A 22,132-nucleotide genomic window follows, 5' to 3' on the forward strand; every position below is an offset into this window, starting at 1 on the left:
CTTTTTCAGAACGATCGTTTAGGTTAAACTCTACTTGTTTCCTAAACGTTCAGTCAAGAATATTTTTGCTCAATTGGAATTCTTATGGCACGCAAAGCTAACTTTAGTCGTGATGAAAAACTGCTAGAAGCCATGGCACTCTTTTGGAAGAAAGGATATGCCAATACTGCTATTTCGGACTTAGTTGACGGGCTTAAAATCAATCGATTTAGCCTCTACAACACATTTGGAGATAAGCAACATCTCTACTACGAAGCGCTAGACACTTATCTAAAAACGATCTCATTTCCCTCGCTAAACGAACTCTCTCAAAAAGATGCCAGTATGCCTGAGCTTGAGCGTTTTCTAATCCAGTTTGCAAAGATACAGAGAAAAGGGACCAGTGGGTGCTTCATGCAAAATGCTCTGGTAGAACATGCTGGAGAGGACTGCACCGTGTTAGAGAAAGGCAACCGTCTTTTTGACCATTTGCTAACGGTGCTAAAGTCGGCAATTGACAATGCGCAAAAGCAAGGGCTAGTGATCACCTCAACTCACTCAGAACACATAGCAAAGCTTATCTTGAACCAAATGCAAGGGATGCGCGTACTTGGAAAAGCCAAACGTTATGATGACCTCGATTGTGCACTTAACGCATTGTTGGTACTTATTAAGACAGAGAAACACGAATGACCATCAACGTGATTGTAGAAAGGCTCACTCGGGGCTGTGATTTGAAAACATCGATCGCCGATATCGTCAAAAAGCATCAAATTTCCGCAGGCAGTATTGCCGGTTGTACTGGTTGCTTAGAACGTATCAACCTACGATTAGCCGGTGCGCAAAACACATTGTGCGTTAGCGAACCCTTTGAAATTGTTTCTATCACAGCGACATTAACACCTGAACATCAACATATTCACATCTCTGTCGCGGATAAACAAGGACGTGTATACGGTGGGCATTTGTTAGAAGGCAGCTTTGTTGATACAACAGCAGAGCTTATTATTCATTCGTATCCTGATATGCTCTTCCAACGTGTGTGGGATGACAACACTGGTTTTAGTGAACTGTCCAACGCCATGTGAGATGCTCAACTGTTTTACGAGGAGTAAAACCGGCGAGCAACTCACCGATTGATGCCTTACATCGAAGAACAAGCACTTCAATCAGTTCACGACTGCAAAGCGCGTTTTGTTGGCTTTTTTCTCCGCGTACATATGTTGATCTGCCTGCTTTAACATCTCTTCTGAATCCTTCATGTCATGGTGAAATAGGCAATAACCAATACTGATGTTGAGGTAGATCAGTTCACTCTCATAAACGATTGGCATAGAACAAAGTGCTACCTTGAGTTTATTGATCAACACTTCCATGTCTTCTTCACGCAGTATCCGTGCTGACAACACTAGAAACTCATCCCCGCCTATTCGCGCAACCAAATCAGTTGAGCGTAGCGTGGCTTTGAGTCTCTCCGCACACGCAATTAACACTTTATCTCCGGCTGAGTGCCCAAGGGTATCATTGATGTGTTTAAATCGATCCAAATCCAAATTGATCACTGCAAAGGTTTCATCACGATCCTGCTTTTTTGCATGCTCAAAATGGTGTTCGAGCGAGTACATAAAGTATCGACGATTAGGGAGTCCCGTCAGTTCATCGTGCAGAGAACGGCTATGTGCCATTCTGTAGAGCCGGTAGATGGCAAAAAAGATCAAGCAGAAAAAAATCAACGAAGGGTAACCAATCAGCCGAACCGCTTGTAATTGATACCAAGGCAATGACGCAAACAAACGATCGTCTTCCGCCACCGCAAGCACCCAGCTGCCATAAGGGAAGTTAACACGCTCTTTGACAAAAGCTTGATCAAAAGTGGCTTGCTCTCCAAGCACCATTTGACCTCTCTCCCCTTCACTATCAAATCCCTTAATGGCAACACGATGCTGGTAGGCAAAGCTCGCTAGCCCCACCTCCATAATCAGTGAATCAAAGTTCAGTACTGCACTGCACACCCCCCAATATTGCGAGTTCAGTGGGGGATCGTTAAAAATCGGCACGCGAGCAATCAAAGCTCTACCGCCTTGCACCAGATTAACTGGCCCTGCGATGAAAATTTCTTCAATCGTTTTCGCTTTATTAATGGATTCCCATTGTTCAGGTACTGTTTTGTAATCCAACCCAAGTACACCTTCGTTACCCAGCAGTGGATAGACGTAGTTAACTACATCATTTTTTGCCAAGCCAATAACGCGGATATGTTTGCCTTTTCGAAGAATTTTATCTGATGCTTGATCGAGCGCTTGTTTGTTACTGTTAGGGTGAAGCGAAACCAACGTAGCCAAGCTGCTGACAATATAGATATCAGACACTATCGCGGCTTCTAACTTGGAACGAATAGACGACAACTGTTCTTTCGCCTCCCGTTGAAAATACTCTAATCTGACTTTTTTCTGCTCCTGATTGAGCAGCTCAATAATGCCGACAGACAGAATAAGAAACAGGACAAACAACAGGTTGACACTCCATCGTTTTCCAGACATATACTTCATCGAATCCCCAGTTTCCAGCTCTAAAAAATAGGTTAAGCAATGGATAAATCGTTATTATTGTTAAAAAACTTAATATAAGTATAAGAATAAACCAATCCAATCGTCAGAGTTAAGCATTATTTTGTATATTTACTAGGTAAGTGTATGTCATCTTCACTGTTTTTGTTTGAAACCTCAGATTGGCTCGACATAGAAGACGGCCAGTTACTGTGGCGGCCCAACTTTCTCGACCAAGAACAAGCCAATCAAGTTTTTGCAGCACTGATGCATAGCTTGGCATGGGAGCAAAAATACATTCGTATGTTTGGTCAGCAAGTTCTGCAACCTCGGCTTCAAGCTTGGTACGGCGAGGAGCGTTATCATTACTCTGGTTTGACCATGGAACCTTTGCCGTGGACACCTATGCTAAAAGCGCTCAAAGTACAGTGCGAACTGGCAGCAGACACTACGTTTAACTCTGTGCTCGCCAACCTCTACCGTGACGGTCAAGATTCAATGGGCTGGCATCAAGACAATGAAGCTGAACTGGGGAGCAATCCAATCATTGCGTCCCTCAGCTTAGGAGAAACACGTCGTTTTGTTCTCCAACACAAAGTCACCAAGCAAAAAATCGAGTTTGAGTTAACATCAGGATCGCTCTTGGTGATGGGCGGTACAACTCAACATTTTTGGCAACATTGTGTACCGAAAACCGCTAAAAACAAGTCAGAAAGGATCAACTTGACCTATCGAAAGATAATTCCTACCGCCATTTGACCTGACGCTTACATAAACCGTGACAATAGCTGGTACCTTTCGATTTATCTCCTTGATACTGGAATCAGTCATGAACATCGCGACACGGACACTCGTTTCTCTATTATCACTGGGTGTGGTTTTTTCATCACTGGCGAGTGAAGACGTCACCATACCGAGCTACCAAGAATCTGCACAGTTAATCCGCAGTACCTATGAAACTCAACTTTATACCTTGCCAGCGTTCAAAGAAGGTCATTATGGCTTGCGAATGTATCGACAAACACTGGATCCGAAATACGCTGCAGCCGTTTGGAGTGATCTCGCTAGAGTGGCAAGCCGTTTGAATCGTTTTGCTGCTGAGGTGAACACACCAGAACAAGTGATTCTATATTCGGAAAAGCGTTTAGCAGGTTACATTGGGGATACCGATGAGCGTAGCATCCGTCGCTACACCGCAACCAAACACATGCCAGAGTATCTCTATCTAGGCGTTGATCTGCTTGGTTCGATGGCTCGTGCTAACGAATATGGCCTAGAGCACAAGCAAGATGCGAAACTACGTGAAGTCATTCGACGCTTTGACTTTAAGAAATACGCGACCAATTCAGAGATGATTGAAGCGTGGGCTGCGCAACTGGCTAATCAAGTCTACTGGCTGCGCCAATTGGGTGAACAAGACGTGGTGGATGATTTTATCAAAGCATTTAAAGAGACCTACCCCGACGAAAAAGACAAAGCGCTTAATGGCCAGCAGTTTGGCAACAAAATCTATGGGATGACTCACATCATTTTTGCCGATTCGGAATACTACCAGCATCAAGTGAGTGAACAGCAACATCAATGGATTTTTGACTATTTCCGAGAGCACATTGATACCATTCTGCTTCGAGCAAAAGAAGATGTCATTGCAGAAGTAGGTATCAGCTTCTTACTGGCAGGACTAGAAGACGACCCTGTTGTTGAGAAAACACGCCAAGCTATTCAAGCCTCAATCGACTCGGAACGTGGCATGATCCCTTCTACTTCTGGTGACTTTGACATGGAATCGGGTGAACATCGTAACGTCCTGGCTATCATGCTGCTCGATTGGCAAAGGGTGAATGAAGCGCCAACTCTGGAACATAACCCTAAAGTGTTCACCTCAATGCCTTATGGCTTGATTGCCGATAAACCAGCTCAACCCTAATTTTTGTAAATCTAACGCATAAAAAATGCCCTGTTCTCACAGGGCATTTTTGTTCTCATTTAGCATTTCTTCTCGCTAGCAAAGAAGACGTCTGCTGAGGCTGTCAGAATTATAGGGAGATAAAAATCCCAGCCAAACATGCACTCATTAGGTTGGCTAACGTACCCGCAGCAACCGCTTTAAGACCCATGTTTGCTACGTCACTGCGACGCTCTGGCGCCATCACACCGATGGAGCCCAGTTGAATCGCAATCGAACCAATGTTAGCAAAACCACACAAAGCAAACGTGATGATCACTTGGCTGTGCTCAGAAAGCAGCGCTTTGTGCTCGACAAAGTCAATGAACGCCACAAACTCATTCATCACAATCTTCTGGCCAATGTAAGAACCCGCTGCGAGCACTTCATTGGAAGGGATACCGATCAACCAAGCCAATGGAGAGAATAAATAGCCAAAAATCGCTTGCAACGTGACGCCAGTGAAACCGAATAGCTCACCCAAGTTTTCTAAACCCGTGTTCACCATGGCAATCACACTGACAAACGCAATCAGCATAGTGCCCACCGCAACAGCCACTTTCATGCCGCCCATCGCACCACTTGCCAGTGCATCAATCACGTTACTTTGGTCAGATTTATCGAGTTCAATGTTGGTGTAGTCGCTTGGCGTCGCACGCTCAGGCACGATGATTTTTGCCATTAACAAACTGCCTGGTGCCGCCATAAAACTCGCTGCAATCAAATATTTCAGCTCAACACCTAAACCAGCATAGCCACCGAGCACGCTACCCGCAACCGATGCCATACCGCCTGCCATCACAGCGAACAGTTCTGATCGAGTCATATTGGCCAAAAACGGACGAATTAGCAGAGGTGATTCACCTTGAGAAAGGAAGATATTGCCTGTTGCGACAAGAGACTCGGCTTTGCTGGTACCCAAGAATTTCTGGATGCCACCACCAATAAATTGAATCACTTTTTGCATGATACCCAAGTAATACAGGGCAGAGATAAGAGCGCTAAAGAAGATAATGATCGGAAGAACACGGACAGCAAAGATAAAACCAGAGGATGCCAAATCACCAAACAAGAAGGCGATCCCTTCATCAGCGAAACTCAGCAATCCCGAGACCGCACTGCTCATTCCCGCCAGCGCCGCTTGTCCCCATGGAAAATAAAGGACTAACGCCGCGAACCCCACCTGCAACAGCAAAGCTCGCGATACCGTTTTCCAGTTAATAGAGCGACGGCTTTCCGACAGCAAAAACGCACAACCAATGAGCGCAACCACACCTAATAGACTTAACAAAATATTCATGAGCAACGACCTAGTTAAAACTTAAAAATGGAGGAGGAGCTGAAAAAACCAGCAAAAGAAGAAGGGGTATGAAGCGGTGACGACTGACACCAAGACTCACGAATGAAATTGAACGAATAGTTCGACATCTTTTTTACCTTATACAAGCTTTCAAAAGTCAGCTGGTCCGGTCCTTGGGGTCATTCACTCAAATAGCCAAACTATTGGACGATTTGTTTCCTTGTGACGGCTTGTATGGGTAAGGGTTATGAACGATAAACCCTATTTCCCGCTTAAACGGGTCGCTAGTATAGACAACAAAAAGAGATATTCATCACATTTATTCACGCAAACGTTCAAGCGCTCATAATTTAATCAACACGTGCATTTCACACTCTAATCACTACACAAAATGGGGATAATGATGATTTTTACCACTTAGATGGATAATAATTATCCAAACGAACCAAAATCACCAATTTAAGTAAAGGAAATACTCGCCTTCCAGTAATTTTTGGATATAATTCGCTTCGGTTTGAAATGAACCGCATCAAAATTTGAAGCTTAGCTTCAACATCCTGTGCCGAGATGGTGAAATTGGTAGACACACTAGCATGAGGTGCTAGCGCCTATGGTGTGAGGGTTCGAGTCCCTCTCTCGGCACCATTCCTTTATAAATAAAATCAATGTGATGCAAGGTATTAAGCCCGCGAAACCCAATGCAGATGCAAACCAACTGCTAAGTGAACTTGCCGTTCACGCTTTGTTGCACCTGGAATTTCGCCGCCTCGCTACCGCACACTCCTCACTCTCTCGTCAAGAAAGTAACGACATTCTGCAAAAATGGCTGAAACCAAAGCTGAAGAGCAATCGCTATAAGTTGATTAAAAAACCGCTTAAAGCTATAACTCAGCAAGCAAAAGGCGAAAATGGCAACCTTGAAGCATTATTGGAGCGATGTGTAGGAGCGGAAAGTGCCCCTGTTCAACCACATCTAGATAGCTACCTATTGCTGATCAATGAAGTCGAAAAGAAACTCGGTACCACCGTGTTACTCTCTCGCCCAGAAGCAGTGGATTTGTCACATGATGAACATGGTTGTTTATTGTGCGTGTTGACCACTAACCTCAACCAGCATTTCGATCAACGCAACAAGCTGATCGAACCCATTTCTATGCTGTTCCGCGGCCCGATGAGTCAACGCTCACTGTTTCTCGGTGCCATCTACGCAAGCAACACCTTTCACTATTCCGTTCAATATCAAGACGAACAATTTGTTCGTATTACGCTAGAACTCGCTTAATACTCACTCACTATCCTGCTATCCTAAGTTGCCAAAACAACAATAATTCAAAGGATTGCCGATGTTTACACTCGACGTCTCCCCTGATATCAGACTCGCTTTGGTTCAAGATTCTTTCGCTGCACTTTACGTTCCATTGGTCGCAGAGCAACAAGCCTACCTATCCCAATGGCTGGCTTGGCCTCCACTTTGCCAAACCAAGCAAGATTTTAAGCAGTTTATTCAACGTTCACTGCACGAATACGCAGATCGTCAATCAGTAACCTGCGCGATTTTTTATCAACAGAAGCTCGTCGGCAACATCAGTCTTCACGAAATCAACCACCATCTTCAAAGAACTTGTATCGGTTATTGGCTTTCAGAAGAGATGCAAGGCAAAGGTATTGTCACTTTAGCGTGTGAAGCGCTGATAGAGTATGCATTTGATACTTTGTCGATGGAGCTGGTGCAACTTCGCGCAGCCAAAGAAAACCATGCCAGTCGTGCGGTTGCTGAACGCCTCGGCATGCAACTCGAGGGGATCATTCGCCGCAACGAGAGAGTTCAAAATAGAGTGCTCGACCACGCCGTGTATGCGATATCAAAATCCGAGTGGCAAGCAAAGATCCTTTCTTGCTAGAAAAAACGTGGGAGCTTCTTAGCTCCCATGGTTATTGATACTTGAATTACCGTTTAAACTTACTGTTTCGCGACGGCTTTGATCAGCACTGACGTATCCATCCGTCCTTGTCCTTGTTGCTGAAGCTCTGCGTACTGCTGATCCACTTGCTTTGTCAGTGGCAACTCAAGCCCGACACGCTGTGCTTCCTTCAAGCAAAAACCGAGATCTTTTCTCATCCAATCAATAGCAAAACCAAAGTCAAACTTACCTTGCGCCATCGACAGCGCACGATTTTCCATCTGCCAAGATCCCGCCGCACCGTGCTTCAGTGTATCTACCACTTGTGTGATGTCTAAACCTGACTTTTGCGCAAGCAAAATGGCCTCACTAAGACCTTGAAGCACACCCGCGATACAGATTTGATTAACCATTTTACAGCGTTGACCTTGGCCATTTTCGCCCAGCAGCGTCATTTGCTTTGCATAAGCCTCCATCACGGATGAAACCGTATTGAAGATGGCCTCTTCACCGCCACACATAATCGTCAACACGCCGTTTTCTGCGCCCGCTTGTCCGCCAGAAACTGGCGCATCAATAAAATGGTTAGACACTTTACGACAAGCATCCGCCAGTTCAATAGCCAGTTCGGCAGAAGTTGTGGTGTGATCCACCAGGATCGAGTCCGGTTCCAACCCTGCTAATACTCCGTCTTCACCATAAACGACACTGCGTACATCGTCATCATTACCAACACAAACAAACACCACATCGCAGCCAAGTGCCGCTTCACGTGGCGTTTCAAAGGCTTCCCCTTGATACTGTTCTGTCCATTTTTGAGCCTTGGCAAAAGTACGGTTGTATACATGCGTTTCGTATCCCGCTTTGCTCAAGTAGCCCGCCATTGGGTAGCCCATCACTCCCAGACCAATAAACGCGACTTTTTTGACTTCCATCTTTCCCCCAATGACCTTGTGTTCGTGAATAGGCATGATAACTGAAACCACTACTTACTTGCTATATCCACTTTCCCAACAAATACTTGGATCTGTATGCAAAGAACTCAAGCACCTCACCTTGGCAGCTTAACCTGCCATTTTCACGGGTCCTGTGTCACAATGTCTTTCACTCTACTTGTCTGATTAAAGCTGTACTGATGAAATTTAACGCTGCTATTTTTGATATGGATGGGCTTTTGCTCGACACTGAACGCGTTTGTATGCGTATTTTTAAACAAGCTTGTGATGTACAAAATCTGCCTTTTTACCAAGACACCTACCTATCTATTATTGGCCGCAACTCTGCGGGTATCGATACCATTTTGCGGTCCGCCTATGGTGAGGATTTAGACCGTCTTCATGCAGAATGGCGCAAGCGTTACAACCAAGTGGTATTGCACGAAGCGATTCCGGTGAAAGAAGGGGTGATAGAGCTGCTGAAGTGGCTCAAACACAGCGGTATCCCTACCGCAGTCGCCACCTCAACACAAAAAGATGTCGCCTTAGTGAAACTCAAGTTGGCCGGACTCGATCACTACTTTGATTCCATAACGACAGGATGTGAAGTGTCGCATGGCAAGCCAGATCCAGAAATCTACTTACTGGCTGCGAGCCGTTTGTCGATTCCACCAGCGCAATGCTTAGCATTTGAAGATTCTAACAATGGTGTCCGTGCTGCCGTTGCTGCGAACATGATCACCTATCAAATTCCTGATTTGGTACAGCCATGCGATGAAGTGATCGCTTTTGGCCATCGGATCTGTCCATCACTTAACAATGTATTGAAAGAACTGCAAACCAGCAACTAAACCCAAAGAGAAATGCGTGAGCAAAAAAAGGGGGCGAAATCATCGCCCCTTTTAAATTTTCTAACCGTTAACTATTCTGCACGCGTTCAAATAGTTACTGAAATGCTTCACCCGCGGCCGCGACAAAGGTCATTTCAACCAAATAGTCTGGGTCAGCAAGCTCTGCTTTGACACAAGCACGGCTTGGCGCACAACCTTCTGGGAACCAGTTGTCCCATACTTCATTGAGCGCATCAAAGTTGGCAAAATCAGTCACGTAAATAGTCACCGAAAGAATACGCGAGCGATCACTGCCAATTTTCGCCAATTGCGCGTCTGCTTGAGCAAAAATCTGCTCCACTTGCCCTTTCATGTCCGCGTTGGTATCACTGTCAGCCACTTCCACAAAATGCGCAATGCCATTGAAGACGGTAATATCAGACCAGCGTTTACATGGGTTAATGCGGTGAATTGTCATCGTATTTTCTCTTTATCGGATTGATTTTATTAAAAGGGTTCTTGATGCTCGACTAAGCAAACTGGGCTACCAATTTGGCAACTGAATCCCGTTGCGGTTAAACAGCCCGAGTCGCGGTCGCGACGATAGCTGACCACATTGTGGCTATGCTGGTTCGCCACCAACAACCATTTGCCATTGCGCGACAACACAAAGTCTCGCGGAAAATCTCCAAGAGAATCCACCGCCTCTAACCATTTCGGCTCGCTTTGGCTGACATCAAAAACCGTGATTTTATTTTGTCGGCGGCAGGATGCATAGAGAAATTGCTCATCGGAAGACAATCGAATGGCAGAAGCCGCAGCACCATTTTCTTCACCCGGCAACAAAGGTTGCTCTGAAACCATCGTCCAACGTTCGTTTGCTCGTTCTAGCGTTAACAAAGTTTCGGTCAACTCGCACAGCAAATAGGCGCGAGTTTCCGCCTGATTAAAGACCAAGTGACGAGGGCCGCTGCCTGCTGGAAGCTTGAGTGACTGATGCAAAGTAAAGGCTTGCTGCTGAGCGTCAATTTGATAGAAATGCACCTGATCGGTGCCCAAATCCACCACGGCTAAAAAAGGGCTATGGCGTAGAAAAGTTGCTTGGTGCGCGTGTGGTGATGTTTGTCGCTCTCGATTTGGGCCATCACCTTCCACATAAAGCTCAGCAATGCACTCTGACGGCGCACCTAACACATCGAGCGTATATATGGAGGTGTTGCCTGAACCATAATTTGCGACGGCACAAAACGTCTGCGTCGGATCGATGTCGATATGGCAGGGGTAACTCCCTTCAATAGCGATAGTGCTTTGGTCAATGCAACCCACTTGCACAAGTTGAGGTTGATCGTGCAGATCAACTTCGCTAAAGGTGTAGAGGCCTTTGGAGGTTTGGGTGAGGTAGGAAGGATTACGTAAGGTAACCAGCTCATTAAACGGTATGAGCTCCCCAGTTTCTGTATTCAGTTCTAGCTGTACGACACCCTCACTAATACTCGGTTCATCGGTGTAGGTACCAACGTAAAAATGCAAACGGCCAACTGTCATTTTGTCTTTTATTCCTTTTCCTTAAGCTATCTCAATACCTTGCCGCCTGTCGTCACAGGCGGCAACGGCTTTTCTACACTAAGGTGCAATTTTGTGAAGTAGCTGCTCGGTTGGTCTTACTATCGCCACAATGGTTTCATCAAAAATGACCGCATTCTTATCCAATATCGCTTGGTAAGTCGCTCGCTCAGCAGCTGAAAGCACTTGTCCCTGTTGCGCTTTTTCCACCAACTCAAGACCCAGTTCCGCTAGCGCTATGGTTGCATCTGCGATCGCCACACTCTCACGTGAGGCCACATTGGCAGCAAAAATCCCACGAGATTGACGCGCTGCACCTTTTACTACCTTATAATGCTCAGAGAGCTCCTCAAGCGCCTGCTTGCTTTGCGGAATTTGTGCATTGCCATTTGGCTGATAGCCACGCACCAACGCTTCCATGTCATACACCGCATAGCTTTCTACCACGAGGGCATCGGCGAACCGATTTAAGCGTTCATATTGGTTGTACAAATCCCCCTTGTTTGGTGTAGAAATCCATTTCTCCCAGTGCCTTGCATAATATTGTGCAGGCTCCGTGTATTTGGCTAACGTGATGAGCGGTGCAACATCTGCTCCATTGGCTAAACGCTGTAGCATCATCAGAGCATCGGCATGATGACGCAGGCCAAGAGAAATTTCCGACCAACTATCCAACGCGCGCATTCGACGGTACATACTGGCTTCATCAGTGAGCGATTCACTTGACCAAAGTCGTTCGGCAATCGCATAGCTGCGTGGCCATAAGCGCTGTTCTATGGTCATCGAATCGAGATTTTCACCCCAAATGGTCACTTCGCCACCGAGGATCAACGGTTCCTCTTCTTTGGTCAGTTGAGCAGGATAACCGCCATTAGGCTTCGGAATGCTCTTCACTTCTCCTTCACTGGAGGCCACCAGATTGCCAGTTGCCGGCCAACGCACATTACCAATACGCTGATAGCTGCCTTCTTTTAGTTGATCACCAGCAAACTGATAATTGAACTCGGTGTAAGACATGAAGTTGTCAAAGTGGCCGCGGAACTTCACACCGGGCACGTATTCCAATACATACACTTCTTCACGCGATTTACCATTGTAATCGGTAAACGCACGCACTTTGCCGTCAGCACCCTCGATGATGGTGAGATTCCCTTTGCGCGGGCCTCCTTTATTGCGAGGCTTCACCCAATCGTAGGTGACAAATTTTTCCCCTTGATGCAGTTGATCATCGACGGTGATCCCCTTCGGCATCGGGTCATTACGATAGTGGTAGCTGGTGGGTTGAGGCTGATCGAGATAATAACCCGTCGACAAAATGCCTTGATAGCCCTCTTTCGCCGCTCGGCCAATACTGTCATGCCCCTGCCAACTCTGAATCACCACCGATTTGGGCAGATCTTTATGCCAAATTTCATCCCAGCCTGTAATTTTCTTGCCGCGCTGGTTCAGCATCTGCTCGACTCGGCTATTCAGGTACGATTGCAGCCCTCGTTCGCCGTCCAATTGATGCTGTTTGATAAACGCTTGGATTTTCGGGTTGTCACGCCACTGTTGATAGTTCGGCTCATCCCCGCCGATGTGAAAATACTCATCTGGGAAGAGCTCGACCACTTCATCGAATACGCTTGCCAACATGGTGTAGAGTTCTGGATTGGTTGGGTCCATCAAAGGTTCAAACACACCCCAACCACGCTGCTGAGGGTAAGACTGTTCACCAAGGCCAGACATCAATTCCGGATAGGCGTGCGCGACCGCCGAAGCATGGCCAGGCAGCGAGATTTCAGGGATCACACGAATACCGAGATTACGCGCGTACTCAACCACTTGGCGAATTTCATCTTTGCTGTAGAAATCACCATCCGCGGTGGCTTGCCACAAGCGAGGGTAGTTTTCCAGTTGAATACGAATGCCTTGGTCATCCCAGATATGCCAGTGGAAGACGTTCATTTTCGCTGAGGCCATGGCATCCAACTGGCGTAAAATCACCGGCAGTTCGATGTAATGACGCGCAGTATCGTACGACACCCCACGCCATTTAAAACGCGGCGCATCAGAGATAGCAACGGCGGGAACAAAGTAGCCATTGGCATCCGTCGAAACCAGTTGCAGTAAGGTTTCTAAGCCATGAAACGTGCCATAAGGCTCAGTGGATGAAAGCAAAATCTTGCCATTGGCAACCTTCAATTGGTATGACTCATCGCTGTCGATATTTTGCACCGCACTGCTTGGGGCACGTTGAATATCTATCACCAACGTTGCTTCTTGTTCGGATTTTGCCTGCCAATTCAGCATCGGCAAGCCAGTTTGTCGATAGAGCCGCTCCATGGTGCGCTTAACATTAAACGCCACGCGTGGTGAGTCGTAACCTTTGATATAAATACTGAACGCTTTATCCAGCGTCACCTTGCCTTCGCTTAACTCAACGTTTTGCGGGTAAGGCATTAATATTAAGTGGGTATTAGGTATCATCGCTGCCGGTAGCCTAAATATGTGAAACTCGTTCTACTTAGTGGATGAGACGGCGATCAGCGACGGTCGGCTCGATAACACGTTACGTCGACTTCCACTTTGACATCCACCACAAGGTCACACACCATGCAAATACGCGCAGGTGGATGCTCGCCAAAAAACTCTTTAAACACTTTATTGAACGACTGGAAATAGCGTGCATCGGTCAACACAACCTTAACGTGTACTACATCTTCTAGCGTATAGCCCGCCTCGCTCATGATGTCGACACAGTTTTGAATCGCAAGGCGAGACTGATCAACAATGCCACCTTCAACCACTTCACCATCAATCATCGGTGTTTGGCCAGAGACGTAAAGGAAACCACCCGCTTCGGTTGCTCGTGCAAAGGGTAAATGCTGACCACCTGTACCCACGCCGCCTTCTACACCATATCGTTTAATTGACATTATTTTTCTCCATTACTTTCTTACTTAATTTCATCAATTTAATATTTATCAAATAACTTTATTTGAATTAAAACGTTATTTATTTCGATAAATAAAAACACCGTTTCTGTGTTTTGAAACCTGACCATTAAAATAAGCCAGCATTCCATTCACGAATACCCGTTCAATACCTTGCGCTAACGAAATGGGATTTTCAAAAGTTGCGGTATCTTTCACTGTTCTCGGATTAAATAAAACCAAGTCAGCAAATGCACCTTGTTTGATCACTCCTCGCCCAGTGAGGTTATATCGTTTAGCGGACATTCCCGTCATTTTGTGAATTGCTTCTTGCAGGGAAAAAAGTTTTTCTTCTCGGCAATAGTGCCCAAGCACTTTCGGGAAAGTGCCCCACAAGCGCGGGTGTGGGTGAGGATCGTTCGGCAACCCATCCGAACCCACCATGGTTAAGCGGTATTTCAACACTCGCTTAACATCTTGTTCGTCCATGCAATGATACACCGCTCCAGCAGGTTGTAGCGCTTTGGCTGCTTCCATGAGGGGTAACCCCATTTCCTTGGCGATCTGCTTAAGCATCTTGCCGGCAAACTGTGGCTGGCTTTTCGACCAAGTAATAAAAATGTCGATCTCTTCTGTCACTTGATTCAGATCTAAAGTGGAAGAGCTGGCCGAATAAGGGTAACAATCGCAAGAGACATCTTGATGTTGAGCGGCTTTTTCCATCAGATCCACCACTTCAACCGTGCGCCCCCAATTGCCCGCGCCTGCGCATTTGAGATGGGAGATCACCACAGGCACCTTAGCAAACTGGCCCGTTTCAAAGGCTTCCGTCATCGCGCTGAGTATCTCTTCAAATTCGGTACGCATATGAGTGGTATAAATGCCCTCATACTCGCCGAGCACTTGTGCTAAGCGCATCACTTCATCGGCGGTCGCTTGCTTAGCACTGGCATAAGCCAAACCAGAACTTAGCCCCAACGCCCCCTGTTCCATCGCTAAAGCCAGCGCTTGTCGCATCTGCTCGATTTCTTCATCGGATGCGGTGCGCAACAAATCATCCATAACATTGTTACGCAGTGTCGTATGGCCAACCAACGCCGCCACATTCACAGCAGGTTGTGCGCGTGTTACCGCCTCGGCGTAATGAGCAAAAGTCGGGTATTTAAAATCGGCTTGCTCACCAAGCAAGTTCATAGGGTCAGGCGGATCACCCGCTAAAATCGTCGGGCTGGCACTGATGCCACAATTACCCACAATCACGGTCGTCACCCCTTGGCTGATTTTAGCCAAACACTCAGGATAACGAATCACATTGGTATCGTCATGAGTATGAACATCGATAAATCCCGGTGCGAGCGCCAAACCCTGGCCATCAATCACACAAGCCGCAGTCGCATGTTGACTATCACCAATTTGAGCAATTCGCTGCCCTTGAATGGCGACATCAGACACAAATGGCATCCCACCGGTGCCATCAAAAATTTCTACATTTCGAATTATGGTATCGAACACTCTACGTCTCTCTACTGCTCAACTCTTTAACCTGATGCCATAGTAAATCTTGCTAAAAATTAATCAGTGACAAAACACACAAATAAATACGAAAAGCTTGATACTTTCTATCACAAGATCTATTTTGGAAACAAAGAAATTCAAAATATCAATCACTTAAACCATGTTAGAAGTAGATAGCCATGAAAAAACCTTATGAAAATCATGATAGAAACTATCATAACTTTGTTATTCAACGCCCCGCTGCTGGTGAAAAAAGCCAAGCAATTCAACCTCAAGCATGCAATTTATCGTTGGACGAAGTGAGCCTGCCGAGTGCGGTGATTCACGCGTCTGCACTCAACAATAACCTTAAGTGGATGCAGCAGTTTGCCAATCACCATCACGTGAAACTGGCACCACACGGCAAAACCTCCATGACGCCCGATTTCTTCCGCCAACAACTCGAACATGGTGCGTGGGGCATCACCGTCGCCACCGCGGCGCAGGCGGAAGTGGCTGCCATGGCTGGGGCGAAAAACATCATCATCGCGAATCAACTGGTGGGCAAAGCCAACATGGCCATCATCAGTCAACTCATCGAAGATCCTGAGATTCACCTTTACTGCTGCGTGGATTCATCACGGAACATTCGCGCCCTTTCGCACTTTTTTGCCCAACGCCAGCAAACACTTCATCTTTTCATTGAATTGGGAGTGAATGGCGGCCGTTGTGGTTGTCGAAGCGAAGCACAAGTGCTTTCACTCGCTAACGAAATCCACTCACTGCCTCATTTGGCGTTGGCAGGCATCGAGGTGTACGAAGGGGTGATTCATGGTGAAAATGCCGAGGAAGAGATTCGCCATTTCTTGCAGAATGCGATCTCTTTAGCTCGCAAGCTCAAAAGCGCTCAATTGATCGCATCACAGCCAATCATTACTGGTGCGGGCTCAGCTTGGTATGACGTTGTGGCGGAGCAATTTAGCGGCCTTACCGATCTCACCCCTGTCATTCGCCCTGGCTGCTACGCTATCCATGACACAGGGATTTACCAAACCGCACAGCAACAAGTGATGCAAAGAGCCCAACAAAATCAGGGCGTCGCGTGCGATCTTGGTGGGGATTTGCTCTCTGCGCTTGAGCTATGGGCACATGTTATTTCTCGCCCAGAACCAACGCGTCTTGTGGTTGGCATGGGTAAGCGTGATGTGGCATTTGATGCAGGCCTGCCCACGTTAGAACACGCGTTTCGCGACGGTCAGCCGCTGCCAATACCTGCTGGCGTGACATCAACCGCGATCATGGATCAACACACGTTTGTCAAGATCCCGGCAGAGTGCGAACTCGATGTCGGCGATATTCTGGTTTTCTCCACCTCTCACCCTTGCCTCACCATCGACAAATGGCGCGCGTTGGCCATTCGCGATGATCACTATCACGTGAGCCACTGGGTAGAAACCCGCTTCTGATGAATTTATGCGATGTGAAAGCAGCAACTTAGAGCAAATTACGCTATTCTTGCGACCGCAGTTTTACTGCGGTCATTGGCAACGTAGGACAATCCCTTGAGTTTAGAAGTCGATATTATTTCTCAAATTACCGAACGTTTTAGCGCATTACGCGAGGCAGAAAAGAAAGTCGCCAAATTGGTGATGGATGACATTGAAACCGCCGCCAATGCGAGTATTACTGAACTGGCCCAGAGCGCCGATGTCAGCGAGGCCACCATTACGCGTTTTGCCAAAGCGATTGGTTGTAAGAATGTGCGCGAAATGAAGATCAAACTGGCGCAATCACTCACCGTGGGCCAACGATTTATTCTTGAACCGCCTGATCAAAGTGGCTATCAAGTGATTTACGAATCCATCAAACAATCACTCGATATCAACCGTGCTTTGATTAATGAACAAGATATTGATCAAGCCGTTGAGTGGCTCTATGGTGCAAGACAAATCATCAGTGTCGGCATGGGTGGTGGTTCCACGATTGCCTCTCAGGAACTGCAACATCGCCTGTTTCGTTTGGGCTTTGCCATTGTTGCCTACCACGATGGTTTGATGACGCGCATGGTCGCCGCCACCGCTGATGCTAATGACGTCATGGTGTTGATTTCAGCGACAGGCTACACCCCTGTGATTGTTGAAACGGCGCAACTGGCTCGTGATTACGGCCTGAAAATCATTGCCATCACCCCAAAAGGCACCCCATTGGCTGAACAAGCGAACGTGGTTTTGCCGATAGAGCATCACGAAACGGATTTTATCTACAAGCCTTCCGCCTCGCGTTACGCCATGCTGGCCCTTGTCGATGTGCTTTCGATGGCGTTAGCGGTGAAAAATAAACGTCGCTCACGTGACAAACTGCGCCGCTTAAAAGTGGCATTAGACTCGCATCGCGGCGGCGGTGATAGGCAGCCTTTGGGTGACTAAAGAGAACTGAAACGCAATAAAAGCCCAGCAAACTAAGCTGAGCTTTTATTGCAATGTACGTCAATCATGATTTTGACAGACAACATTCTAACCATCAGAGTATTAGAACAATGTATGCTCTGCCAGAATATCAGTGCTACTGATCAGATTCATTTTTTTCATGGCTTCTCTTGGCTGTAATTTTTTTTCAGCATGAACCCTTACATCCAACTGACAACTTTGGTAGTTCGAAGATAATTGGTTGTACTCTAGCCCGTAGTGCTCTGGTAGGGAAAATGTCATGATTCCGGTGTCTAACGGAAAAATTTTCGGTTGTTTCAGAGGGTAGATCTTACTTACGTTGTTGCTATCAACGCAAACCACAGAGAGGGGATCTGCCTCATAGGTATACTCAACAGGCTGCCAATTTAATACTCGTAATTGCACTTCATTGAGCGCATAAGAATCTAAACTGGCTTTAACTGATTTGGCTAAAGATTGTAGCGCATTGCTTTCAACCAGCACATCGCCTTTGTACCAAGATATTTCGTATGTTTGTCCATTCACGGGAACATCGGTCGCCACAAACAGAATTTGGTGCAGGTTCTGTTGGAATGGATATTTGGTACCGTCCACCATCAGTTCAAAGCGATGATCGTCAGGCAACTGAATTTTCGAACCACCACCCTTCATATCGATATAAACGTTATATCTGTCACCCGTTTCGTCTACAGGATCAGGCGCGTGGGAAAACGTCACCTCTGACGTCAACTGAGCCAACGAGTATGTACATGCCATCTCCGGCATGTTCCCACACTTTCCTTGCCCATCAGCGCTTTCTCCCGTTGCAGTTGAGCCACCACCGCCTCCGCCCCCACAGGCAAAGAGAAGAACAGAACTTGCTACTACCAACGTATTCTTGATCACTTTAATTTCCCTATGATTATCAGCTAATTAAAACAAGACAAATATATCAATACAGAAGGAACTCAACTCGTGAATAACTTTGAACCTACTCTAAATTTGCCGACAGACATCTCTCTGCCTCAAGACAAATACCATCTTGGCACTCACATCCTTTCTTATCTTGTTAAACAAAAGGCTTCTTTCCTCACTTTAAGAACTCAATCTACTTCCACTTAATCAAACACTTACTATACTCAAACAAACTGAGTTGTTTAATTCATCACTTGATGAATATTTGCAGAATTAAGTTGCTAGAGCAGCAACCACACCCAGCGTTACACTGTTGATTGATTAACCACTACCGTTACTGTTAGGACGATCGCATGCGAAACCGACTGATCTGCGTATGGGCTCTTCTTGCCCTCACCGCTTGCACGACCGAATCCACGCCTCAAGCACTTGGTACACTTGAGCGTGACCGTGTCACCTTTACCGCCACCGCCAATGAGATCATTCGAGAGCTTCCCATCAAGGAAGGTCAGATGGTTTCGCAAGGCGATGTGCTGGTTAAGCTCGATAGCAAAAATCAACAAGCCGTCTTAGCCCGTGCCCTCGCTGAACAAAGCAAAGCGCAAGCCTATCTACTCAAGCTCACTAACGGTGAACGACCAGAGGACATTGCTTCAGCACAAGCTCGCGTTGCCCGCGCCGAAGCGCAGTTAATCGAAGCGCAGAAAACCTTCAAACGTAAATCGGAACTGGTGGCGAAAAAGCTCATCAGTCAGTCAGAAAAAGACACCGCTCTCGCACAGCGAGATTCGGCAAGAGCGGAACTGGATTCCGCCAATGAAGAGTTCAGCAAGCTGACCGCAGGCTCACGGCCAGAAGATATCGAACAAGCCAAGGCGCAACTGGCCGCCACTCAAGCCGATGTGGTCTTACAGCAGCAGAAACTCGACGAACTCACCATCGTCGCGACCCGAGATGGCATTCTCGACAATCTGCCTTATAACCTAGGGGAGCGCGTGCCTGTCAGTGGCATTGTGGCGGTCATTCAAGCCAATCGCATTCCTTATGCGCGCGTCTATGTGCCTGCCACTTATCGAGTGAACTTCGTGCCCGGCAAACAAGTGACTGTCCATGTCGATGGCGTGAGCGATCCTCTGCAAGGCACGGTGCGTTGGGTGGCGAACGAAGCCTCTTTCACCCCCTATTACGCCCTCACCGAGGAAGAGCGTTCACGCTTGATGTATTTAGCGGAAGTGGATCTTACCGAAGCTGCGCGCGCCCTCCCTTCCGGCGTGCCAGCACAGGTCGATCTCAACGGAGAGTAAGCCATGGTTGAATACGCAATTCAGGCGCAAAACGTGGTGAAAAAATTTGGCGATTTCACTGGCATCGACAACATCACGCTGAACGTGCCGAAAGGCAGCATCTACGGCTTTCTTGGCCCAAATGGTTGTGGAAAATCGACCACCATCCGTGTTCTCACCGGGCTACTCAGCCCAAGCGAAGGCAACGTTGATGTGCTCGGTTTGGAGATTCCCAAACAGTCAGAAAAACTCCGCTTGAAGATCGGCTACATGACGCAGAAGTTCTCTCTTTACGATGACCTCACGGTGGAAGAAAACTTGCAGTTCATTGGCCAGATTTTTGGTATGGACAAGAAAACCCTAACTCAGCGAATCAATGAACAGCTCGCCACTTATGGCTTGGATCAACGCCGCAAACAACGGGTTTCTGGGATGAGTGGCGGCCAAAAGCAACGCCTTTCTCTGGCCGCAGCGACCATGCATAAACCCGAGTTGCTGTTTCTTGATGAACCCACTTCAGCGGTTGACCCCGAAAACCGCCGCGAGTTCTGGGAGCAGTTGTTCGATCTTTGCGACCAAGGCACCACCATCTTGGTAACCACACACTACATGGATGAAGCGGAACGCTGTCACCGACTTGCCATTATGGAGGCGGGATTGATTCGCGCAGATGGAGCCCCTGAAGAGCTCATGGCGCAAATGGGCGTTAACATTGTTGAGGTCAAAGCAGACAACTTACGTTCGTTAAAAGAGCAGTTATTGCCTTTGGCAGAAGTTCGTTCTGCAGCGCAATTGGGCATTCGCTTACGCGTCTTGATCGACCAACGCGTGACAGACCCAATTGCGTGGCTAAGAGCCACGTTTCCTCGTTTACAAAACGCAGAGATGAACCTTGCCAGACCAAGTTTGGAAGATGTGTTTGTGTCCGTAACAGGAGAAGGCCGCCAATGAATGCGCTCTATCGAATGAAAGCGATTATGGTCAAAGAATTTCGCCAACTCTCGCGCGATCGCATTACCTTTGGCATGGTGGTGATGATTCCCCTGATCCAACTGCTATTGTTTGGCTATGCGATTAATACCGACATTCGGGACATTCCTGTCGCGGTGGTGGATCAAAGCGAAAGTACTGCAGGGCGTATTCTTACCGAGTCGGTCAAAGTCACGCAAGTAGTCAGCGTCACTCAACGCTACGCCACCGCAGAAGAAGCCGAGCAAGCGATTCAAGATGGTATCGTACGTGCGGCGTTGATTTTACCGAACGATTTAACGCAACGCATGGCGCAAGGCCGTCCGTTAGGTCAATGGATTGTCGACGGTTCCGATACCATGATCAGCGCGGCGATTCTTGGCTTACAAACGATGCCGCTGACAGATTTTGATTTTCAGATCCGCCCGAAACCAACACAAACCTTTGAAGTGGCGCTGTACTACAATCCAAGCCGCCGCTCAGCAGTGAACATTGTTCCCGGGCTACTTGGGGTCATTCTCACCATGACGATGATTTTGTTCACCAGCGCCGCCATTGTGCGTGAACGAGAACGTGGAAACTTGGAACTGTTGATCACAACGCCGGTACGCTCGTTTGAACTGATGGTGGCAAAGATCGTCCCTTACATTTTTGTCGGTTTGATTCAGGTGTTCATCATCTTAGGGCTTGGACACATTATTTTTGGCGTTCCTATCAATGGTTCCGTTGCGCAAATATTGTTGGGTACCTTGTTGTTTATTGCCGCGAGTCTTACCTTGGGGCTGGTGATTTCCACCATCGCCAACACACAGTTGCAAGCCATGCAAATGACGGTTTTCATCTTGCTGCCTTCCATCCTACTTTCGGGTTTCATGTTCCCCTACGAGGGCATGCCCGTGGCGGCCCAATGGATTGCCGAAGTGCTCCCCGCCACCCACTTCATGCGGATGATTCGCGGCATTGTTTTGCGAGGCGCTGATTTGTTCGACCTGTGGCGCGACACTTTATGGATGATTGGCTTTACTCTGCTTGGGCTGATCATAGCCTCAACTCGCTTCAAGAAATCGTTGGATTAATACGCGACATGGTGTTCAATTGTCACGAGGGGCGCTCGTTCCCCTCGTTATAACG

The 22,132-nt window shown here is 47.2% G+C and carries 21 protein-coding genes and 1 tRNA gene; 13 read left to right on the plus strand and 9 right to left on the minus strand.

Annotated elements, in window-relative coordinates; genetic code table 11:
- Positions 1-84: 84 nt before the first annotated feature.
- Positions 85-672 carry a TetR/AcrR family transcriptional regulator gene (locus tag FC652_RS07680; RefSeq protein ID WP_176298111.1) on the plus strand — a complete coding sequence of 196 codons (588 nt, stop codon included), beginning with the start codon at positions 85-87 and terminating at the stop codon, positions 670-672.
- Positions 669-1,067 carry a PPC domain-containing DNA-binding protein gene (locus FC652_RS07685; protein ID WP_176298112.1) on the plus strand — a complete coding sequence of 133 codons (399 nt, stop codon included), beginning with the start codon at positions 669-671 and terminating at the stop codon, positions 1,065-1,067. The genes FC652_RS07680 and FC652_RS07685 overlap by 4 nt, the downstream gene beginning before the upstream one ends.
- A gap of 81 nt (positions 1,068-1,148) precedes the next feature.
- On the opposite strand, the gene FC652_RS07690 is transcribed toward FC652_RS07685, so the two are convergent.
- Positions 1,149-2,528, minus strand: coding sequence for a diguanylate cyclase (locus tag FC652_RS07690; RefSeq protein WP_176298113.1), 1,380 nt, complete (start codon positions 2,526-2,528; stop codon positions 1,149-1,151).
- Positions 2,529-2,672: 144 nt separating this feature from the next.
- Here FC652_RS07690 and FC652_RS07695 point away from each other — a divergent pair, with 144 nt between their 5' ends.
- Positions 2,673-3,284: an alpha-ketoglutarate-dependent dioxygenase AlkB gene (locus FC652_RS07695; protein ID WP_176298114.1), complete on the plus strand. Its 612-nt coding sequence runs from the start codon at positions 2,673-2,675 to the stop codon at positions 3,282-3,284.
- Positions 3,285-3,354: 70 nt separating this feature from the next.
- Positions 3,355-4,452 (plus strand): DUF3541 domain-containing protein, encoded by a 1,098-nt coding sequence (locus tag FC652_RS07700; RefSeq protein ID WP_176298115.1) that lies wholly within the window; start codon positions 3,355-3,357, stop codon positions 4,450-4,452.
- A 109-nt stretch (positions 4,453-4,561) separates the two neighbouring features.
- On the opposite strand, the gene FC652_RS07705 is transcribed toward FC652_RS07700, so the two are convergent.
- Positions 4,562-5,770 (minus strand): NupC/NupG family nucleoside CNT transporter, encoded by a 1,209-nt coding sequence (locus tag FC652_RS07705; protein WP_176298116.1) that lies wholly within the window; start codon positions 5,768-5,770, stop codon positions 4,562-4,564.
- 561 nt (positions 5,771-6,331) lie between these two features.
- Between FC652_RS07705 and FC652_RS07710 the strand changes: the two genes are divergently transcribed.
- The 3 genes from FC652_RS07710 to FC652_RS07720 all read left to right on the plus strand — a co-directional run bounded on the left by FC652_RS07710 (position 6,332) and on the right by FC652_RS07720 (position 7,671).
- Positions 6,332-6,415: transfer RNA gene (locus FC652_RS07710), tRNA-Leu, on the plus strand.
- 25 nt (positions 6,416-6,440) lie between these two features.
- Entirely contained in the window at positions 6,441-7,052 is a 612-nt protein-coding gene (locus FC652_RS07715) for a DUF2913 family protein (RefSeq protein WP_176298117.1), read from the plus strand.
- Positions 7,053-7,113: 61 nt separating this feature from the next.
- Positions 7,114-7,671: a GNAT family N-acetyltransferase gene (locus FC652_RS07720; protein WP_176298118.1), complete on the plus strand. Its 558-nt coding sequence runs from the start codon at positions 7,114-7,116 to the stop codon at positions 7,669-7,671.
- Positions 7,672-7,730: 59 nt separating this feature from the next.
- Here the strand turns inward: FC652_RS07720 and FC652_RS07725 are convergent, their stop codons facing one another.
- A complete protein-coding gene (locus tag FC652_RS07725; protein WP_176298119.1) occupies positions 7,731-8,606 on the minus strand; it encodes an NAD(P)-dependent oxidoreductase in 876 nt (291 codons plus the stop codon).
- Positions 8,607-8,806: 200 nt separating this feature from the next.
- Between FC652_RS07725 and FC652_RS07730 the strand changes: the two genes are divergently transcribed.
- A complete protein-coding gene (locus FC652_RS07730) occupies positions 8,807-9,457 on the plus strand; it encodes an HAD family phosphatase (RefSeq protein ID WP_176298120.1) in 651 nt (216 codons plus the stop codon).
- 94 nt (positions 9,458-9,551) lie between these two features.
- Here FC652_RS07730 and FC652_RS07735 read toward each other — a convergent pair whose 3' ends face one another.
- The 5 genes from FC652_RS07735 to FC652_RS07755 form a co-directional block, all read right to left on the minus strand.
- Positions 9,552-9,914: a RidA family protein gene (locus FC652_RS07735; RefSeq protein WP_039447260.1), complete on the minus strand. Its 363-nt coding sequence runs from the start codon at positions 9,912-9,914 to the stop codon at positions 9,552-9,554.
- 29 nt (positions 9,915-9,943) lie between these two features.
- Positions 9,944-10,981 (minus strand): lactonase family protein, encoded by a 1,038-nt coding sequence (locus FC652_RS07740; protein WP_176298121.1) that lies wholly within the window; start codon positions 10,979-10,981, stop codon positions 9,944-9,946.
- Positions 10,982-11,059: 78 nt separating this feature from the next.
- A complete protein-coding gene (locus tag FC652_RS07745; RefSeq protein ID WP_255199147.1) occupies positions 11,060-13,468 on the minus strand; it encodes a family 20 glycosylhydrolase in 2,409 nt (802 codons plus the stop codon).
- A 56-nt stretch (positions 13,469-13,524) separates the two neighbouring features.
- Complete coding sequence (locus FC652_RS07750; RefSeq protein WP_011081536.1) at positions 13,525-13,917, minus strand: RidA family protein; 393 nt, start codon at positions 13,915-13,917, stop codon at positions 13,525-13,527.
- 75 nt (positions 13,918-13,992) lie between these two features.
- Entirely contained in the window at positions 13,993-15,375 is a 1,383-nt protein-coding gene (locus FC652_RS07755; protein ID WP_217904568.1) for an amidohydrolase family protein, read from the minus strand.
- A gap of 233 nt (positions 15,376-15,608) precedes the next feature.
- Between FC652_RS07755 and FC652_RS07760 the strand changes: the two genes are divergently transcribed.
- Both FC652_RS07760 and FC652_RS07765 read left to right on the plus strand, forming a co-directional pair.
- Entirely contained in the window at positions 15,609-16,874 is a 1,266-nt protein-coding gene (locus FC652_RS07760) for an amino acid deaminase (RefSeq protein WP_176298123.1), read from the plus strand.
- 96 nt (positions 16,875-16,970) lie between these two features.
- Complete coding sequence (locus FC652_RS07765; protein WP_011081539.1) at positions 16,971-17,834, plus strand: MurR/RpiR family transcriptional regulator; 864 nt, start codon at positions 16,971-16,973, stop codon at positions 17,832-17,834.
- 102 nt (positions 17,835-17,936) lie between these two features.
- Here the strand turns inward: FC652_RS07765 and FC652_RS07770 are convergent, their stop codons facing one another.
- Entirely contained in the window at positions 17,937-18,740 is an 804-nt protein-coding gene (locus tag FC652_RS07770) for a hypothetical protein (protein WP_176298124.1), read from the minus strand.
- 362 nt (positions 18,741-19,102) lie between these two features.
- Here FC652_RS07770 and FC652_RS07775 point away from each other — a divergent pair, with 362 nt between their 5' ends.
- From FC652_RS07775 to FC652_RS07785, 3 genes are read left to right on the plus strand one after another with little or no spacing between them, the layout of a single operon-like run.
- Complete coding sequence (locus FC652_RS07775) at positions 19,103-20,053, plus strand: HlyD family secretion protein (RefSeq protein WP_060534222.1); 951 nt, start codon at positions 19,103-19,105, stop codon at positions 20,051-20,053.
- Between the two features lie 3 nt (positions 20,054-20,056).
- Positions 20,057-20,983, plus strand: coding sequence for an ABC transporter ATP-binding protein (locus tag FC652_RS07780; protein WP_176298125.1), 927 nt, complete (start codon positions 20,057-20,059; stop codon positions 20,981-20,983).
- The gene (locus FC652_RS07785; RefSeq protein ID WP_045622753.1) at positions 20,980-22,077 is read left to right on the plus strand and encodes an ABC transporter permease; all 1,098 of its coding nucleotides are present in this window, start codon (positions 20,980-20,982) and stop codon (positions 22,075-22,077) included. The genes FC652_RS07780 and FC652_RS07785 overlap by 4 nt, the downstream gene beginning before the upstream one ends.
- Positions 22,078-22,132: the final 55 nt, after the last annotated feature.

Origin of the sequence: Vibrio sp. 05-20-BW147 (assembly GCF_013369385.1) — a bacterium.
Lineage (GTDB): Bacteria > Pseudomonadota > Gammaproteobacteria > Enterobacterales > Vibrionaceae > Vibrio > Vibrio floridensis.

What these genes read in the sequence shown, in the direction of transcription:
- FC652_RS07680 (WP_176298111.1), top strand. Translation starts at nt 85, where the DNA reads ATGGCACGCAAAGCTAACTTTAGTCGTGATGAAAAACTGCTAGAAGCC.
- FC652_RS07685 (WP_176298112.1), top strand. Translation starts at nt 669, where the DNA reads ATGACCATCAACGTGATTGTAGAAAGGCTCACTCGGGGCTGTGATTTG.
- FC652_RS07690 (WP_176298113.1), bottom strand. Translation starts at nt 2,528, where the DNA reads ATGAAGTATATGTCTGGAAAACGATGGAGTGTCAACCTGTTGTTTGTC.
- FC652_RS07695 (WP_176298114.1), top strand. Translation starts at nt 2,673, where the DNA reads ATGTCATCTTCACTGTTTTTGTTTGAAACCTCAGATTGGCTCGACATA.
- FC652_RS07700 (WP_176298115.1), top strand. Translation starts at nt 3,355, where the DNA reads ATGAACATCGCGACACGGACACTCGTTTCTCTATTATCACTGGGTGTG.
- FC652_RS07705 (WP_176298116.1), bottom strand. Translation starts at nt 5,770, where the DNA reads ATGAATATTTTGTTAAGTCTATTAGGTGTGGTTGCGCTCATTGGTTGT.
- FC652_RS07715 (WP_176298117.1), top strand. Translation starts at nt 6,441, where the DNA reads ATGCAAGGTATTAAGCCCGCGAAACCCAATGCAGATGCAAACCAACTG.
- FC652_RS07720 (WP_176298118.1), top strand. Translation starts at nt 7,114, where the DNA reads ATGTTTACACTCGACGTCTCCCCTGATATCAGACTCGCTTTGGTTCAA.
- FC652_RS07725 (WP_176298119.1), bottom strand. Translation starts at nt 8,606, where the DNA reads ATGGAAGTCAAAAAAGTCGCGTTTATTGGTCTGGGAGTGATGGGCTAC.
- FC652_RS07730 (WP_176298120.1), top strand. Translation starts at nt 8,807, where the DNA reads ATGAAATTTAACGCTGCTATTTTTGATATGGATGGGCTTTTGCTCGAC.
- FC652_RS07735 (WP_039447260.1), bottom strand. Translation starts at nt 9,914, where the DNA reads ATGACAATTCACCGCATTAACCCATGTAAACGCTGGTCTGATATTACC.
- FC652_RS07740 (WP_176298121.1), bottom strand. Translation starts at nt 10,981, where the DNA reads ATGACAGTTGGCCGTTTGCATTTTTACGTTGGTACCTACACCGATGAA.
- FC652_RS07745 (WP_255199147.1), bottom strand. Translation starts at nt 13,468, where the DNA reads ATGATACCTAATACCCACTTAATATTAATGCCTTACCCGCAAAACGTT.
- FC652_RS07750 (WP_011081536.1), bottom strand. Translation starts at nt 13,917, where the DNA reads ATGTCAATTAAACGATATGGTGTAGAAGGCGGCGTGGGTACAGGTGGT.
- FC652_RS07755 (WP_217904568.1), bottom strand. Translation starts at nt 15,375, where the DNA reads ATGCCATTTGTGTCTGATGTCGCCATTCAAGGGCAGCGAATTGCTCAA.
- FC652_RS07760 (WP_176298123.1), top strand. Translation starts at nt 15,609, where the DNA reads ATGAAAAAACCTTATGAAAATCATGATAGAAACTATCATAACTTTGTT.
- FC652_RS07775 (WP_060534222.1), top strand. Translation starts at nt 19,103, where the DNA reads ATGCGAAACCGACTGATCTGCGTATGGGCTCTTCTTGCCCTCACCGCT.
- FC652_RS07780 (WP_176298125.1), top strand. Translation starts at nt 20,057, where the DNA reads ATGGTTGAATACGCAATTCAGGCGCAAAACGTGGTGAAAAAATTTGGC.
- FC652_RS07785 (WP_045622753.1), top strand. Translation starts at nt 20,980, where the DNA reads ATGAATGCGCTCTATCGAATGAAAGCGATTATGGTCAAAGAATTTCGC.